At 72.0% G+C, this 16,778-nt stretch carries 12 protein-coding genes; 5 read left to right on the plus strand and 7 right to left on the minus strand.

Annotated features, from left to right (window positions below; all coding sequences use genetic code 11):
- Window positions 1-39 precede the first annotated feature (39 nt).
- Entirely contained in the window at window positions 40-981 is a 942-nt protein-coding gene (locus ACIRC0_RS28400) for an RluA family pseudouridine synthase (RefSeq protein WP_403621272.1), read from the plus strand.
- Window positions 982-985: 4 nt separating this feature from the next.
- Here the strand turns inward: ACIRC0_RS28400 and ACIRC0_RS28405 are convergent, their stop codons facing one another.
- The 6 genes from ACIRC0_RS28405 to ACIRC0_RS28430 form a co-directional block, all read right to left on the minus strand.
- Entirely contained in the window at window positions 986-2,503 is a 1,518-nt protein-coding gene (locus ACIRC0_RS28405) for a cytochrome P450 (RefSeq protein ID WP_403621275.1), read from the minus strand.
- Between the two features lie 235 nt (window positions 2,504-2,738).
- Window positions 2,739-3,359, minus strand: a complete 621-nt coding sequence (locus ACIRC0_RS28410) for a GTP-binding protein (RefSeq protein WP_403621278.1) — start codon at window positions 3,357-3,359, stop codon at window positions 2,739-2,741.
- Window positions 3,340-3,756: a DUF742 domain-containing protein gene (locus ACIRC0_RS28415; RefSeq protein WP_403621281.1), complete on the minus strand. Its 417-nt coding sequence runs from the start codon at window positions 3,754-3,756 to the stop codon at window positions 3,340-3,342. Before ACIRC0_RS28415 ends, ACIRC0_RS28410 begins: the two co-directional genes overlap by 20 nt.
- Complete coding sequence (locus ACIRC0_RS28420) at window positions 3,753-4,160, minus strand: roadblock/LC7 domain-containing protein (protein WP_388999019.1); 408 nt, start codon at window positions 4,158-4,160, stop codon at window positions 3,753-3,755. The genes ACIRC0_RS28415 and ACIRC0_RS28420 overlap by 4 nt, the downstream gene beginning before the upstream one ends.
- A complete protein-coding gene (locus ACIRC0_RS28425) occupies window positions 4,157-5,782 on the minus strand; it encodes an ATP-binding protein (RefSeq protein ID WP_403621284.1) in 1,626 nt (541 codons plus the stop codon). The genes ACIRC0_RS28420 and ACIRC0_RS28425 overlap by 4 nt, the downstream gene beginning before the upstream one ends.
- A gap of 397 nt (window positions 5,783-6,179) precedes the next feature.
- Window positions 6,180-6,806 (minus strand): TetR/AcrR family transcriptional regulator, encoded by a 627-nt coding sequence (locus ACIRC0_RS28430; protein WP_403621287.1) that lies wholly within the window; start codon window positions 6,804-6,806, stop codon window positions 6,180-6,182.
- Between the two features lie 193 nt (window positions 6,807-6,999).
- Here ACIRC0_RS28430 and ACIRC0_RS28435 point away from each other — a divergent pair, with 193 nt between their 5' ends.
- The 4 genes from ACIRC0_RS28435 (at window position 7,000) to atzF (ending at window position 13,694) form a co-directional block, all read left to right on the plus strand.
- Window positions 7,000-7,824: an urea amidolyase associated protein UAAP1 gene (locus tag ACIRC0_RS28435; RefSeq protein WP_403621290.1), complete on the plus strand. Its 825-nt coding sequence runs from the start codon at window positions 7,000-7,002 to the stop codon at window positions 7,822-7,824.
- Window positions 7,821-8,438 carry an urea amidolyase associated protein UAAP2 gene (locus ACIRC0_RS28440; RefSeq protein WP_403621293.1) on the plus strand — a complete coding sequence of 206 codons (618 nt, stop codon included), beginning with the start codon at window positions 7,821-7,823 and terminating at the stop codon, window positions 8,436-8,438. Before ACIRC0_RS28435 ends, ACIRC0_RS28440 begins: the two co-directional genes overlap by 4 nt.
- On the plus strand, window positions 8,435-11,956 hold the full coding sequence (locus ACIRC0_RS28445) for a 5-oxoprolinase/urea amidolyase family protein (RefSeq protein ID WP_403621296.1): 3,522 nt from the start codon (window positions 8,435-8,437) through the stop codon (window positions 11,954-11,956). The genes ACIRC0_RS28440 and ACIRC0_RS28445 overlap by 4 nt, the downstream gene beginning before the upstream one ends.
- A gap of 70 nt (window positions 11,957-12,026) precedes the next feature.
- On the plus strand, window positions 12,027-13,694 hold the full coding sequence (atzF, locus tag ACIRC0_RS28450; RefSeq protein ID WP_403621299.1) for an allophanate hydrolase: 1,668 nt from the start codon (window positions 12,027-12,029) through the stop codon (window positions 13,692-13,694).
- Window positions 13,695-13,777: 83 nt separating this feature from the next.
- Here atzF and ACIRC0_RS28455 read toward each other — a convergent pair whose 3' ends face one another.
- A complete protein-coding gene (locus tag ACIRC0_RS28455) occupies window positions 13,778-16,630 on the minus strand; it encodes a DEAD/DEAH box helicase (protein WP_403621302.1) in 2,853 nt (950 codons plus the stop codon).
- Window positions 16,631-16,778 lie beyond the last annotated feature (148 nt).

Raw genomic sequence — 16,778 nt, forward strand, 5'->3', positions numbered from 1 at the left:
TTCGCGCCCCGCTCCGGCCGCCTCGTACGCTGGAGCCCCATGAGACGCCGACCCCGTACCCCGCCCTCTCCCCTGCCGCAGCGCCGCGGGGTCGATCCCGTGCGGGTGCGGTTGCCGTTCGACGGGGGATGGGCCACCGTGCGGGAGCATCTCGTGGCGCGGCTCGCGGCCGGGGACGGGGTGATCGACGGGATGCTCGAGGCGGGGCTCGTCGTCGGGGCGGACGGGCGGCCCGTCGCCCCGGACGCGGCATACGTGCCGGGCATGTATGTGTGGTTCCACCGTGCGTTGCCCGACGAGCCGCGTGTGCCGTATCCGGTCGACGTGGTGTACCGGGACGAGCACATCGTCGTCGCCGACAAGCCGCACTTCCTGGCCACCACCCCGCGCGGCAGCCATGTCGCCGAGACCACGCTCGCCCGGCTCCGGCGCGACCTGGGCATCCCGACGCTGACCGCCGCCCACCGGCTGGACCGGCTCACCGCCGGGCTGGTGCTGTTCACCGTGCGGCCCGAGGAGCGCGGCACCTACCAGTCGCTGTTCCGGGACCGCCGCGTCACCAAGGAGTACGAGGCCGTCGCCCCGTACGACCCCGAGGCCGCCCTGCCCCGCACCGTGCGCAGCCGGATCGTGAAGGAGCGCGGGGTGATGACGGCCCGGGAGGTGCCGGGCGAGCCCAACGCGGTCAGCCGGATCGAACTGCTTGAGCACCGTGCCGGGCTCGGGCGCTACCGGCTGCTGCCGTACACCGGGCAGACCCACCAGCTGCGCGTGCACATGAACACGCTGGGGCTGCCGATCCTCGGAGACCCGCTGTATCCGGTGGTGGCCGAACCCGCGCCGGCCGGGGACTTCCGGCGCCCGCTGCAACTGCTGGCGCGGGGGCTGGAGTTCACCGATCCGGTCACGGGGCGAGCTCACCGCTTCGTCAGCGAGCGGGTGCTCGAGGCCTGGTCCTCCTACGAGGCGTGGGCGGGGTAGCGGCTCAGCGGCTCCGCCACCAGCGCAGCACCCGGCGCCACAGTCCCGGCCGGGGCCGCGGCTCGGGGGCCGGCTCGGAGGGCGCCGGCGGGGCGGCCGGCGGCGGGAGCGGCGCCGGCAGCGGCTCCGGGAAGGCAGTGGCGCTCCCGGCAGCGGACGCCGTCGTGATCTCCCAGTCGGTGCGCTGCGCGGGCGCCGGCCGAAGCGACGGCTGCTGCGTCACGTCCTGCGGCGGCTTCGGCTGGAACCGCACCGGAAGCTGCACCAGGTGCCGCGACGCGATGGACGCGGTCCAGCGCAACTCCTCCTCGTCGCAGTCGAGTTCCAGGTCGGGCAGCCGCGTCAGCAGGGCGTCGATGCCGGTGTCGGCGATGGCACGCCCGATGTCCTGGCCGGGGCACTCGTGCGGTCCGCCGCCGAAGGCGAGGTGGGAGCGGTTGCCCTGCATGTTGGCCGAGAGGTCGGGCCGCACCCGGGGGTCCACGTTGCCGGGCGCGATGGCGAAGAGCAGTCCGTCGCCCTTGCGGATGCGCTGCCCGCCCAGTTCCGTGTCCTGCTTGGCGAAGTAGCCGAGGATGCTGCTGAACGGCGGCTCGTCCCACAGGGACTGCTCGACCGCCTCGGGCACCGTCATCTGGCCGCCCCTGAGCTGCGCCCGGAACCGCGGATCGGTGAGGATCATCCGCAGCACGTTGGCGAGGAGGTTGGCGGTGGCCTCGTAGGCGGCGATCAGGACCACCCGCAGGTGCTCCCTGATCTCGTCGTCGGTGAGCCGGGCCGGGTGGTTGATGAGGTGGGTGGTGAAGTCGTCGTCGGGATCGGTCCTGCGGCGGGCGACGAGCCTGCCGAGGGCGTCCACGATGTACTGGTTGCTGGCGATCGCGGTCTCGGTGCCCTTGAGCATGTCGCGGGCGGCGTGCACGATCCGGTCGTTGTACTCCTCGCCCATGCCGAGCACCTCGCACATCACCGCCATCGGGAGGTGGTCGGCGAACTGGCCGACGAGGTCGGCCCGGCCCTGTTCGCAGAAGCGGTTGACGAGGTACTGCGTCGCGCGGTTGATGAACCGGCGCAGGCCCCGGTAGTCGATGGTCGACATGGCGCCGGTGACCGCGCCGCGCAGCCGCAGGTGCTCGTCGCCCTCGGCGTGCGAGCAGATGGGCTGCCAGGCGAAGTGCGGCGTCAGCGGGTGGTCGGGCTTGACCTCGCCGCTCACCAGCGGCTCCCAGATGCGGCTGTCGCGGGTGAAGTGCGCGGGGCTGCGCACCATGTGCAGGTTCTCCGCGTGCCCCAGCACCACCCAGATCGGCACGTCGTCGTGGAGCAGCGCGGGCGCCACGGGGCCGTGTTCGGCGCGGAGTTTCTCGTACAGGGCTCCCAGGTCCTCCGCCTCGGGACCGTACAGCCGGCGCACTCCGCCGGGGCCGAGGCCGTGGGCCGGACAGCCGGGCGGCGGGACGGCCGGGGAGGCGTCCGTGCCGGTGTGGTCGCTGCCGGTCAGGGAGGGGGATTCAGGCGTCACGATGGTCGCTCCGGAACGTCAGGTCGAACCTGTGTCTTGGGATGGGATGGGATGGGATGGGGTGGGGTGGGGATGGGCGAAACATGGGGACGGCGACGCGGGGCTCTCAAGCGGTCGCGATCGCCTTCGCACGGGGCACGGGCTCCCTCACGCGGGGGCACGGGCCCCTTCACGCGGTGGCGCGGACGCCTTCACACGGCGGGCGCGGGTGCCACGCGACGGGGCGCGGACGCCCTCACACGGGGGCGCGGCGCATCGCCAGGGAGTGCAGGAAGCGCATCAGCGTCATCAGGACCTCGCGGCTGGAGGCCCGGCGCCGGGCGTCACACTCCATGATCGGGATCTCGACGGACAGGTCGAGTGCCCCCCGCAGCTCCTCGATGGGGTAACGAGGCGCGCCGGGAAAGGAGTTGACGGCGACCACGAAGGGCACGCCGCGCTCCTCCAGCCGGCCGATGACATCGAAGCTGACCTCGAGGCGGCGGGTGTCGAGCAGGACGACGGCGCCGAGCGCGCCCTCGAACAGACCGTTCCACAGGAACCAGAAGCGTTCCTGGCCCGGGGTGCCGAACAGGTACAGCACCAGCTGCTCGGTGATCCTGATCCGGCCGAAGTCCATGGCCACGGTGGTGGCCGTCTTGCTGTCGGAGCCGTAGTTGTCGTCGACTCCGATGCCCGCCTGGGTCATGGTCTCCTCGGTCGTCAGCGGCCTGATCTCGCTGACGGAACCGACCATGGTGGTCTTGCCGACCCCGAACCCGCCCACGATGACGATCTTGACCGCGGCCTGCGTGGTGTGCGGCAGGTGGTCCTCGGGGGGCGGCCCCGGGACGGTGTCAGAGCTTTTGAAGTCCATGCATCACCGCTTCGAGGAGGGAACGGTCGGGCACCGCCTGCCGGACGATCGGGGCGCGCGCCTGGACCAGTTCGGCCGCCAGCAGGTCGGTGATCAGCATGGTCACCACACTGAACGGCAGACTGAGGTAGGCCGAGATCTCGGCCACGGACAGGGGGGCCTGGCAGAGCCGGAGCAGCGCCGACTGCTCCGGCGTGGCGGCGGGCGGCGGGTCGGCGCTGGTCACGATCAGGGTGACCAGGTCGATGGGGGCCCGTTCGCCCCCGTCGGCCGCGCCGGCGAGGATGTACAGCCGCTCGGGCTGCTTCCCCTCGCCTTCCGCCGCGCCGCCTTCGGTGACAGGCTCCGGGGGAGGCTGCTCCTGGGGACGGCGCCGGCGCCGTTGCGGAGGAGTCATACGGTCTGCCCGGTCCGTCGCGGCGGACTCGTCAGGTGGTCGCCGATGCGGATGACGAGATCGCGCATGCGGTTGCTCATCAGGCCGGCCTCCGCGACCACGTCGGAGAGCACTGCCAGATAGGCGTTCGGACCGGCCTCCATCATGTAGAAGTAGCCGCCGTCGATCTCGATGATGACCATGCGCATCCGGCCGTCGCTGTCCGGCATCTCGGCCGCGACCGCCCCGGCCAGGCTCTGCAGTCCGGCGCAGGCCGCGGCGACACGGTCGGCGGCGTCCGGGTCGCCGCCGTAGCGGGCGATGCGCAGTCCGTCGGCGGAAAGCACCACGATCTGGTGGATGCCCGGCACGCCGTCGGCGAGTTCCTTCAGCAACCAGTCCAGGTTGCCTCGCTGCTGGATCACTTCGGGTCCCCCTCGTCGTCGGCCTGGGCGGCGGCCGGCTCGTCGGTGCTGGTGGTTGCGTGCGCGTCGTCGGCCGGCGGCCCGGAGGAGAAGGCGTTCGGGTCCGGGTCGGCCTTGAGGCCGGCGAAGAACGCCTCCACCCACATGCCGGGCGGCGGCTCGTCCTTCTTCTTGCGTTCGCGCTCCGGCCTGACGGGCGCGTGGCTCCTGGCCTGGATGGCCTGGGCGGCGGCTTCCGCGGCGGCCGCCTCGGCGATCTGCTGGCTCAGCGGGATCTTCACCCGGCTGCGACGCTGCGGCAGGCCGCCCGCCGTCCACTCGGTGACCACGGGGACGTCGTCCTCGAGGGACAGCCGCTCCCTGACCCGGGGCCCGGTGGTGGGGCGGCGGGGCTTCTCCTTGCGCTTGGGCCCCTCGACGCCGTCGTTGTCCAGGGTCGGGATGGAGGTGATGCCGACGCCGTGGGCCTGCCCGGGGGCGGGGTCCGTGGTCGTCATGTCGTTCGGGACGACGAGGATGGCGCGGACACCGCCGTATGCCGACTTCCGCAGCGAGACCTCCATGTTGAACATGGACGACAGGCGGCCGACGACCGCAAGACCGAGGCGGGGGGCCTCACCGAGCTGCTGGACGTCCACGCCGGCCTGGGCCTCGGCGAGCATCCTCTCGACCTTGGCGCGGCTCTCCCCGCTGAGGCTGACTCCGCCGTCCTCGATCTCGACGCAGACACCGGTCTGCACCTCGGTGGCGGTGACGTGCACCTTGGTGTTGGGCGGCGAGTAACGCGTGGCGTTGTCGAGGAGTTCGGCGGCGGCGTGGATGATCGGCTCGACCGACTCGCCCCTGATGTTGACCTTGGCGATGGAGTGCAGCTCGATGCGGCGGTACTCCAGGATCCGGCTCATCGCGCCGCGCAGACAGCTGTACAGCGGCACGGGCTGGGGCCACTTGCGGCCGGGGCGTCCGCCGCCGATGACGGCGATGGAGTCGGCGAGGCGGCCGATGAGCGCGTTGCCGTGGTCGAGGCGCAGCAGGTCGTCGAAGACCTCGGGGGTCAGGCCGTGGTCCTCCTCCATCTCCCGCAGTTCGTTGGCCTGCTGGTGGACGATGGCCTGGACGCGGCGGGCGATGTGGACGAAGGCGCGCAGAGCGGAGTCGCGCCGCGCGATCTCACGGTCGATGACCTGCAGCACGGTTTTCAGCAACCGGCGCTGTGCGTCGGGGATCCCGCGGAACTCCGGGGTGCCGTCGACGAGCTGGGTGAGCACCTGTCCGGGCGAGATGGCTTCACGCAGCTTGGCGACCGCCCTGGGCACGATCTCGGTGCGGAGGTAGTCGAGGTCGTCGTTCTGCGAGGCGATCCGCCGCTCCAGGAAGGCGGTGCGCTCCGCGCACTCGGCGCGCAGCGCACGCAGGGTGCGTTCACGGTGGACCGCCACGGCCGCGACGGCGGTCACCAGGACCGTGGCGATGGCCCCGCACCAGCCGACGGCGGTCCGGGCCGGCCCGGTGAGCACGGCGACGGCGGCCCCCGTCGCCGCGCACATCAGTATGAACGGCACCAACAGCACGCGTGCGTAGGGAAGTTCACGGCCACCGGGAGGCGATTGAACACTCACCATGTATGCCCTCTGAGACGGAATCGGCTGGGTCGGGGGTGCTTACGGGTAAAAGACGGGTAGGTACCGGATCGAAACGGGGTGACAACTGGATCTTCGGTAGGTTTGGGAACAGGCGCACGAATACACCTCAACTCGGTGCGCCGCGGGCGAGCTTAGTCCGACCGGATCATCGCCATGTCATATTCGGCAAGCACCTGAAATGCCCATCGCGCCAGGAGTACGCTCGGCATTTTTCATACGGTGTGCTTCGATTCGAACACACGCTGTCACGACGTACGGGCAGGCGAGACGACTCCCCCGCGTAGGTGAATTCCCCCGCGAGGCAGTGGACTTGAAGACCTGAGACCCCGAGACGCCGAGGCCCGAGACACCGCGGCCTGAGGCCCCGAGGAAAGCCTCAGACTCCGGCGATGCGCAGCGCCGCGTCCGCCGTGGCCTCCGCGAAGACGGACACCGGGCGCTCCGGGTCGGAGCGGTGGACCAGGATGACGCCCTCGATCAGCCCGAAGACCAGATCCGTCCGCAGAGCCAGCTCACCCTTGGCGAGCCCCGAGCCCGCACGGGTGGCGGCGATCAACTGCCGGTAGGCGTCCTTGAGTTCGGCGCGCACGGCATGGAAGCCGGCGAACCGCTCGGAGCGCACCTCGGGCAGCAGGTAGAGACCGCCCAGGTTGTGCGGGCCGCCGCAGAGCAGCTCGACGTCGGTGCGGCACAGCTCCCACAACCGGCCCTCGGCCGGGGCGGCGTCGTCGGCGAGCAGGTCGCGCGCGCAGGACAGCGAGGGCGTGACGGTGGACTCCAGCAGCTCGGCGAGCAGTTCCTCCTTGCCGGACACGTAGTGGTACATGGAGGCCTGCCGCATCCCGGCCCGCTCCGCCACGGCGCGCGTGGTGGTCGCGGCATACCCGCGGGTGGTGAACAATTCGGCGGCGGCCGTGAGGAGCTCGTCGCGCGGCGACAGTCCGCTGTCGGGCCGCCGCTCCGCCCGCGGCCTGCCGACCCGCCGCCCACCACCGGTTCCCATGCGGTCGATCCTCGCACATGACGCCGTACGGCGATCTCGGCGCGGGTGCGACGACAGCCCCGCCCGGCTCCCGCCGTGAGGGACCGGAAACGGACCGGCAACGCCCGGGACACGACGGCGACCCGGTCTCCGCCTAATTTCTGTCGGGCGACAGAAATCACCGCAGCAGTAACCCGACCCCGGAGGTCCCGCGATGGCGACAGCGACCACCTACGGAGCACGCGACCACGCCCGGGCACAGGAGGGCGCCCGTGCCGAGGCCATGCCCGTCGTGCCGGCGAGCGCCTGGCCCGCGCCGCCCTGCGAGGCGGGCCACCTGGTGTGGGCGGAGACCGTGGCGGGCGGCAACTACACGCACCGGGTGCTGGCCCGCGGGACCGAGCTGCGCCTGACGGATCTGCGCGGCGACGCCTGCGCCCATCTGCTGCTGTTCGTCGCCGACCGCCCGTGGGAGCGGCTGAACGTGGCCGACACGGTCAAGGTGCAGTGGAACGCCTACCTCGGTGAGGGGCGCCTGCTCCTGTCCGACCAGGGCCGCGTCCTCGCGTCGGTCGTCGCCGACACCTCCGGGCGGCACGACGCCCTGTGCGGCACCTCGACGCTCGCCCGCAACACCGAGCGCTACGGGGACGGCACTCCGCAGTCCGCGTCCCCCGCCGGACGCGAGTTGTTCAAGCTGGCCGCCGCGAAGAACGGGCTGGAGCCGCGCGACCTGCCGCCGTCGCTGTCGTTCTTCCAGGGGCTCGAGGTCCGCGAGGACGGCGCCCTCGACTTCGCGGGCTCCGTCGGCCCCGGCGGCAGCGTCACCCTGCGCGCCGAGCAGGACGTCACGGTGCTCATCGCCAACGTCCCCCACCCGGTCGACCCGCGCCCGGACTACGTGTGCACCCCGCTGGAGGTCCTCGCCTGGCGCTCGGAGGCCACCCGCCCCGGCGACCAGCTGTGGGAGGCCACCCCCGAGGGCCGCCGTGCCTTCCTGAACACCGCCGAATTCCTCGCCGCGAGGGGGCTCGCATGAAGAACGCGAAAACCGTCGTTCCGGCCCGTGCCGCCTGGTCGTCCGTCGTACGCACCGGCGAGACGCTGACCGTCACCGACCTGTACGGCAACCAGGCCGTCGACTTCCTCGTCTACGACGCGCACGACACATCCGTGCGCTACAGCGCCCCCGACACGATCCAGGCGCAGGGCACCATCTTCCTGACCACGGGCAGTGTGCTGCTGTCCAACGAGCACACCCCGCTGATGACGGTCGTCGCGGACGACGTGGGCCGCCACGACACGGTCGGCGGGGCCTGCTCCAAGGAGTCGAACACGCTCCGGTACGGCCACCACACCTGGTCGCAGCACGCCTGCGTGGACAACTTCCTCGCGGAGGGCGCCAAGTACGGCCTCGGCAAGCGCGACCTGGTGTCCAACATCAACTGGTACATGAACGTTCCCGTCGAGAAGGACGGCACCCTCGGCATCGTCGACGGCATCTCGGCCCCCGGCCTCTCGCTGACCCTGCGGGCGGAGCGGGACGTCCTCGTGCTCGTCTCCAACTGCCCCCAGATCAACAACCCGTGCAACGGCTTCGAGCCGACGGCGGTGGAGATGACGATCGGAGCCGGCCGGGGGGACACCGCATGAGCTTCGGCACGCTGCTGGTCGCGAACCGGGGCGAGATAGCCGTCCGGATCCTGCGCACGGCCCGCGAGCTCGGCCTGCGCACGGTCGCGGTGTACTCCGACGCGGACCGCTCGGCACCCCACGTCCGCCTCGCCGACCAGGCGGTACGGCTGGGCCCGGCGCCCGCGAAGCAGTCCTACCTCGATCCGGACCTGGTCCTGAAGGCCGCCAAGGACACGGCCGCCGGGGCGATCCACCCCGGCTACGGCTTCCTGTCCGAGGACGCGGCGTTCGCGCGCCGCTGCGAGGACGCCGGAATCGTGTTCGTGGGCCCGACCCCCGAACAACTGGAGCTGTTCGGCACCAAGCACACCGCGCGGGCGGCGGCCCGGGCGGCAGGAGTACCGCTGGCCCCGGGCACGGGCCTGCTCGCCTCCCTGGCGGAGGCGCTGGACCAGGCGGAGGTGATCGGCTATCCGGTGATGCTCAAGGCCACCGGCGGGGGCGGCGGCATCGGTATGTCGGCATGCCGCTCCGCCGGCGAACTGACCGAGGCGTGGGAGCGGGTGCAGCGGGTCGCCGCCGCCTCCTTCGCCACGGCCGGTGTCTTCCTGGAGCGGCTCGTCGAGCACGCCCGCCATGTCGAGGTGCAGATCTTCGGGGACGGCGCGGGAAAGGTCGTCACCTTCGGCGACCGCGACTGCTCCCTCCAGCGCCGCAACCAGAAGGTCGTGGAGGAGGCACCGGCGCCGGAGCTCCCGAGCCGCATACGGCGGCAACTGGCCGACTCCGCCCGCGACCTGTGCGCCTCCGTCGGCTACCGGTCCGCCGGCACCGTCGAGTTCGTGTACGACGCGGCCCGCGAGGAGGCGTACTTCCTGGAGGTCAACACCCGCCTCCAGGTCGAGCACCCGGTCACCGAGGAGATACACGGCGTCGACCTGGTCGCCTGGATGCTGCGCCTGGCGCGCGGCGACCACGGCGTCGTACGGGACCCGGGCCCGCCCCGCGGCCACGCAGTCGAGGCCCGCATCTATGCCGAGGACCCCTCCCGCGACCACCGGCCCGGCGCCGGACTGCTCACCCGGGTCGAGTTCCCGCAGGGCGTACGCGTGGACGGCTGGATCGAGACGGGCACGGAGGTCACCACCTCCTACGACCCCCTGCTCGCCAAGGTCATCGCCTACGGCCCGGACCGGGAGCACGCGCTGCGGCGGCTGGACGAGGCCCTGGCCCGCACCCGGGTCGACGGCATCCAGACCAACCTGGGCCAGATCCGGGCGGCCCTCGCGGCCGATGCCTTCCGGTCGGCCACGCACTCCACGGCGACCCTCGCCACCGTCACGGACCCCACCGCGCGTATCGAGGTCGTGGCGGGCGGAACCCTCACCACCGTGCAGGACTGGCCGGGCCGCACCGGCTACTGGCAGGTCGGCGTGCCCCCGTGCGGCCCGATGGACGACCTGTCCTTCCGGCTCGGCAACCGGGCGCTCGGCAACACGGAGGGCGCGCCCGGCCTGGAGTGCACGCTCCAAGGGCCGACGCTGCGCTTCACGCACGCCACCACCGTGTGCGTCACGGGCGCCCCGGCACCGATCACGGTGGACGGCGAGCCGGTCGCGCAGTGGGAGCCGGTGACGGTGCCGGCGGGCGCGGTCCTGGAGGTCGGGGCGCCGTCCGGACACGGGCTGCGGACTTACGTCCTGTTCGCGGGCGGCGGCCTGGACGTGCCCGCCTTCCTCGGCAGCGCGGCCACCTTCACACTGGGCCGGTTCGGCGGCCACGGCGGCCGGGCGCTGCGCACGGGAGACGTCCTGCGCGGCGGCACGGTGACGACGGGCTGCCCGGTGCCGGCCGCCGACCGCCCGGCGTTCACCTCGTCGTGGCTGCTGGGAGCCCTGGAAGGCCCCCATGCGGCACCGGAGTTCTTCACCGGGGACGACATCCACGACTTCTACGCCGCCGAGTGGAAGGTCCACTTCAACTCGGCCCGCACCGGAGTCCGCCTGGTCGGCCCCAAGCCGCGCTGGGCCCGCCCGGACGGCGGCGAGGCGGGCCTGCACCCGTCCAACATCCACGACACGCCCTACTCGGTCGGCGCCGTCGACTACACGGGCGACATGCCGGTCCTGCTCGGCCCGGACGGCCCGTCGCTCGGCGGCTTCGTCTGCCCGGCGACCGTGCCCACCCGGGAACGCTGGAAGCTCGGCCAGCTGCGCCCGGGCGACACCGTCCGCTTCGCACCGCTGGCCGACGACGGCACGCCCCGGCCCGCCATCGTGGACGGCGGCGTACTGGCCCGGGACGGCGACGTGACGTACCGGCGCAGCGGCGACGACAACCTTCTCGTCGAGTTCGGGCCCATGCGGCTGGACCTGGCGCTGCGGATGCGGGTGCACGCGCTGATGGAAGCGGTGTCGCAGGCGTGCCTGGAAGGAGTCACCGATCTCACCCCCGGCATCCGCTCCCTCCAGATCCAGACCGACCCGCGCAGGCTCGCCCAACCCGAACTGCTCGCGTTCGTCAGGGAGATGGTCGCGGCCCTGCCTCCCACCGACGAACTGGTCGTCCCCTCCCGCACGGTCCACCTCCCCCTGTCCTGGGACGACCCGGCCACCCGTGAGGCCATCGCCCGCTACATGGCGGGCGTCCGCGACGACGCGCCCTGGTGCCCTTGGAACATCGAGTTCATCCGCCGCGTCAACGGCCTGCAGTCGGTGGAGGACGTCCACCGCACGGTCTTCGACGCCGAGTACCTGGTCCTGGGCCTGGGCGACGTCTACCTGGGCGCCCCGGTGGCCACGCCGCTGGACCCGCGCCACCGCCTGGTGACCACGAAGTACAACCCGGCCCGCACCTGGACCGCCGAGAACTCGGTCGGCATCGGCGGCGCCTACCTGTGCGTGTACGGCATGGAGGGCCCCGGCGGCTACCAGTTCGTGGGCCGGACGACACAGGTGTGGTCGGGATGGCAGCAGCGGGGCGCCTTCGAGCCGGGCTCCCCGTGGCTGCTCCGCTTCTTCGACCGCATCAAGTGGTACCCGGTGAGCGCGGAGGAACTGCTCGAACTCCGCGCGGACATCGTCTCGGGCCGCTTCGTGCCACGTATCGAGGAGGGCGTGTTCTCCCTGGCGGAGTACGAGGCGTTCCTCACCGAGAACGCCTCGGCGATCGCCGAGTTCAGGTCGCGTCAGCAGGCCGCCTTCGCCGCGGAACGCGCCGCCTGGGAGGCGTCGGGCGAGTTCACCCGAGCGGAGACGGCGGCCGTGCCTGCGGCGCGGTCCGAGGTGACGGTTCCGCCGGGTGGCCGGCTCGTGGAGGCCGACTTCGCCGCGTCCGTGTGGCAGGTGAACGTGGAGCCGGGCGACGAGGTGACGGCAGGACAGCCCCTGCTGGCCCTGGAGGCGATGAAGATGGAGTCGAGGGTGCACGCGCCGATGCCGGGCGTGGTGACGGAGATCCTCACGAAGCCGGGCGCCCAGGTGGAAGCCGGAACCCCCTTGGTGGTCCTCGGCCCCCTGCAGCCGACGGCGACGTGAAAGCAGACCGGTGGGTGGTGTGCGCCCACCGGCGGCAAGCCGACGAACCCGCACCAGCCCAGGAGCACAGATGTCCACCCTGACCCGAGTCCGCCAGGCATACGCCCGCATCCAGGCCGTCAACCGCCCCGAGATCTGGATCGACCTCCGCCCCCAGGAAGCGGTGGAAGCCGAGGCGAGCGCCATGGACGCCCGAGTGGCCGCAGGCGAACACCTCCCCTTGGCCGGCAGGCTCTTCGCGGCGAAGGGCAACATCGACGTCAAGGGCCTGCCCACCACCGCAGGCTGCCCGTCCTATGCCTACGCACCCGAAGGGGATGCCCCGGTCGTCGCACGCCTGCGCGAAGCCGGCGCCCTAGTGATCGGCACCACGAACCTGGACCAGTTCGCCACCGGTCTGGTGGGGACGCGCTCCCCCTACGGCGCTGTCCGCAATGCCCACGATCCGGCAAGGATCAGCGGCGGCTCCAGTTCCGGCTCAGCCGTAGCGGTAGCGCTGGGCATCGTCGACTTCGCCCTGGGCACCGACACCGCGGGCTCGGGCCGCGTCCCGGCCGCCTTCAACGGCATCGTCGGCCTGAAGCCCACCCGCGGCCTCCTCCCCACGACCGGTGTCGTGCCCGCCTGCGCCTCGATCGACTGCGTCACGGTGTTCGCCCGTACGCTCTCGGAGGCCGAGCAGGCCCTGGCCCACATGGCCTCACCGCCCGACCGCGCGCTCCCGCCGCTTCCCCAGCGGGTTCCGGGGCCGTGGCGCATCGCGGTGCCACCGCTCGCCCACCTCGGCGAACTGGACGAGGGCTGGGCGGAGGCCTACGAGGCCGCGGTCGGCCGGCTCGCCGACGCGGGCGCCGAGGTGCGCGGCATCGACCTGGCTCCCTTCACGGAGGCGGCCGCGATGCTCTACGAGGGCGCGTTCGTGGCGGAGCGCTACACGGCGATCGGGAGCTTTGTCGACAAATTGATCGCCGAGGGTGGTGCGGGCCTCGACCCGACGGTCGCCGGCATCATCACCCGCGCCCGCGGCATCCCGGCCCACCAGCTCTTCGCCGACCAGGCCCGACTTGCCGCCCTGCGGGTCCGCGCCCTGGCGGAACTGGCCGACGCGGACGCCCTGTTGCTGCCCACCGCGCCGGGGCACCCCACCCTCGCCGAGGTCGCCGCGGACCCACTGGGCGCCAACGCCCGCCTGGGCCGCTTCACCAACTCCACGAACCTGTTCGACCTGGCGGCGGTGGCCGTCCCGGCGGGCGAGGTGAACGGACTGCCGTTCGGCGTGATGCTGATCGGCCCGGCGTTCACGGACGAACGGCTGGCCCGGATCGCCCGAGTGCTGGAACCGGAGACGTACGTGGCCGTGGTGGGCGCACACCTGTCGGGTCAGCCCCTCAACCCCCAACTCCTGGCGCTGGGCGCCCGCCTCGACCGTACGACGACCACGGCCTCCGTCTACCGCCTGCACGCCCTGCGCACCGACCCGCCGAAGCCGGGCCTGGTGCACGTCGGCGAGGGCGGAGCGGCGATCAAGACGGAGGTCTGGCGCCTTCCGGCAGAAGGCCTGGGGCGCCTGCTCGCCACCCTCCCCCGTCCGATGGCACTGGGCAGCGTGGAACTCACCGATGGCGCCCGAGTCCCGGGCTTCTTGTGCGAACCCGGCGCCTTGGCCAACACCGAGGACATCACGGAGTACGGAAGCTGGCGGGCATATCTGACTCGGGGGCAGGGTCGACAGGCCTGAAGAGGCGCGGGGCTGTGACATTGTGCGGCTCCGCCGCGTGGGCGCGGCCAGCCACAGTGAACCCGCGCCCGCCCGGCGAACCCTCACCCCACCGACGAGTAGGCCACAACTCCCCGCAGCAACTGATCAACAGCCTTCCGCGCAGCCTTGGCCACAGTCGAGCCCTCCGCAGGAGAAGCCGCCGCGATCTGCCCCAGCACATCGATCACCTGCTTGCACCACCGCACGAAGTCACCGGCCGGCATCTCCGCCTCGTTCAGGACCTCGTCCAGGCCCTTCCCACTGGCCCACATGTACGCGGCCCAGGCGAACCCGAGGTCGGGTTCGCGCTGGCCGACGCCCTCGGTCTGGTTGATGCGGAACTCCTCCTCCAGGGCGTCCAGACGGCCCCAGATCCGCACCATCTCACCGAGCGCGGCCTTGGCCTTGCCCGAGGGCAGCTTCGGCGCCATCGCGTCGTCGCCGACCCGGGCCTCGTACACCAACGCGGAGACGCACGCGGCGAGTTCGGCCGGGGCGAGTCCCTCCCAGACGCCGGCGCGCAGGCATTCGCTGGCGAGCAGGTCGAGTTCGCCGTAGAGCCGGGCGAGCCGCTTGCCGTGCTCGGTCACCTCGTTGCCCCGCAGGTAGTCCAGTTCGGTGAGCAACGCCACGATCCGGTCAAACGTGCGCGCGATCGTGTTCGTGCGGCCTTCGATGCGATGCTCCAGCTGCTTGGTGTCGCGCAGCAGCCGGTGGTAGCGCTCGGCCCAACGGGCGTGGTCCTCACGGTCGTTGCACCCGTGGCAGGGGTGGGCGCGGAGCGCGGCGCGCAGCCGGGCGATCTCGCGGTCGTCGACCGCCTGGGAGCGCCGCTTGCGCTGCCGCTCCGGCGGGATGTGCCCGGCCTTGGTGCGCAGCGCGGAGGCGAGGTCCCGGCGGGACTGCGGGGAGCGCGGGTTGAAGGACTTGGGGATCCGCATCCGCTCCAGCGGTTCGACGGGTACCGGGAAGTCCATCGCGGCCAGCCGCTTGACCTGCCGTTCGGCGGTGAGGACGAGCGGGCGCGGGCCGTCCTGGTACTCCAGGCCCCGGTGGCCGCCTACGCGGCCGGCGGGCAGGCCGGGGTCGAGGACCAGGGCCAGGCCCGCGTACTTGCCGGTGGGGACGTGGATGACGTCGCCGGGCTTGAGCTTCTCCAGGGCGACGGCGGCCTCCGCGCGGCGCTGGGCGGCGCCCTGCCGGGCCAGTTCGGTCTCGCGGTCCTTGAGCTGGCGGCGCAGCCGGGCGTACTCCTCGAAGTCGCCGAGGTGGCAGGTCATGGACTCCTTGTAGCCCTCGAGGCCCTCTTCGTTGCGCTGCACCTGGCGGGAGATGCCGACGACCGACTTGTCGGCCTGGAACTGCGCGAAGGACGTCTCGAGGAGCTCACGGGAGCGATGCCTGCCGAACTGTTCGACCAGGTTGACGGCCATGTTGTACGACGGCTTGAAGCTGGAGCGCAGCGGGTAGGTCCGCGTCCCGGCGAGGCCCGCGAGGTGCTCCGGGCTCATGCCGCGCTGCCACAGCACCACCGCGTGGCCCTCGACGTCGATGCCGCGGCGGCCGGCGCGGCCGGTGAGCTGGGTGTACTCGCCGGGGGTGATGTCGGCGTGCTGTTCGCCGTTCCACTTGACGAGCTTCTCCAGCACCACGGAGCGGGCGGGCATGTTGATGCCGAGGGCGAGGGTCTCGGTGGCGAACACGGCCTTCACCAGGCCGCGGACGAACAGTTCCTCGACGACCTCCTTGAACGTCGGCAGCATGCCCGCGTGGTGGGCCGCTATGCCGCGCTCGAGGCCTTCCAGCCACTCGTAGTAGCCGAGGACGTGCAGGTCCTCGGAAGGGATGGAGGCCGTGCGCTCCTCGACGAGGGCGCGTACCTGTTCCCGTGATTCCTCGTCGTTGAGCCTGAGGCCGGCGTAGAGGCACTGCTGGACGGCGGCCTCGCAGGCGGCGCGGCTGAAGATGAACGTGATCGCGGGCAGCAGGCCCTCGGCGTCCAGCCGCTCGATGACCTCGGGCCGGCTCGGTGTCCACACCCGGGCGCGCTGTCTGCGCTCCCGTTCGCGGTCGGCCTCGCGCATGGCGCGGCCTCGCCTGCGGTCCTGGAACATGGGGCGGCTGGCCTCCATGCGGGCCAGGCGCGTGAGGTCGGGGTTGACGGCCTTCCTCTGCCCCTCGCCCTCCTCGAACAGGTCGTACATCCGGCGGCCGGCCAGCACGTGCTGGAACAGCGGCACGGGACGGTGCTCGGAGACGATCACCTCGGTGTCGCCGCGGACGGTGTCCAGCCAGTCGCCGAACTCCTCCGCGTTGGACACGGTCGCCGACAGCGACACCAGCGTCACCGACTCGGGGAGGTGGATGATCACTTCCTCCCAGACGGCGCCGCGGAAGCGGTCGGAGAGGTAGTGCACCTCGTCCATGACGACATAGCCGAGGCCGAGGAGGGTCTGCGAGCCCGCGTACAGCATGTTCCGCAGGACCTCGGTGGTCATCACGACGATCGGCGCGTCGGAGTTGACGCTGTTGTCGCCGGTGAGGAGGCCGACCTTCTGTGTGCCGTAGCGGCGGCACAGGTCGTTGTACTTCTGGTTCGACAGCGCCTTGATGGGTGTCGTGTAGAAGCACTTCTTGCCCTGTTTGAGGGCGAGGTGGACGGCGAACTCGCCGACGATCGTCTTGCCGGAGCCGGTGGGCGCGGCCACCAGCACGCCCTTGCCGGCCTCGAGCGACTCACAGGCCTCGATCTGGAAGGGGTCGAGGCCGAAGTCGTACATCTCGCGGAAGGAGGCGAGCGCGGTGGCCTGCTCGGCAGCGCGCCTACGGGCTGCCGCGTACCGCTCGGCCGGGGAGAGGTCCTCTGTCATCGTGCTTTCGAGCGTACCGGGAGCCACTGACAACAGGACGATCATTATGCGGATCACGGACGCGGACCGGGGCGCGGACGGGGGGGGGGGGGGCCCCCCCCGCGGGGGGGGGGGGGCCCCCCCGCCCCCCCCCCCCCCCCAACCCCCCCCCCCCCCCCCCCACCCCGGGCCAAAAAAAACAGAGAACAGCGGG

It is taken from the genome of Streptomyces sp. NPDC093984 (assembly GCF_044764595.1).
GTDB classification, from domain to species: Bacteria; Actinomycetota; Actinomycetes; order Streptomycetales; family Streptomycetaceae; genus Streptomyces; species Streptomyces cynarae.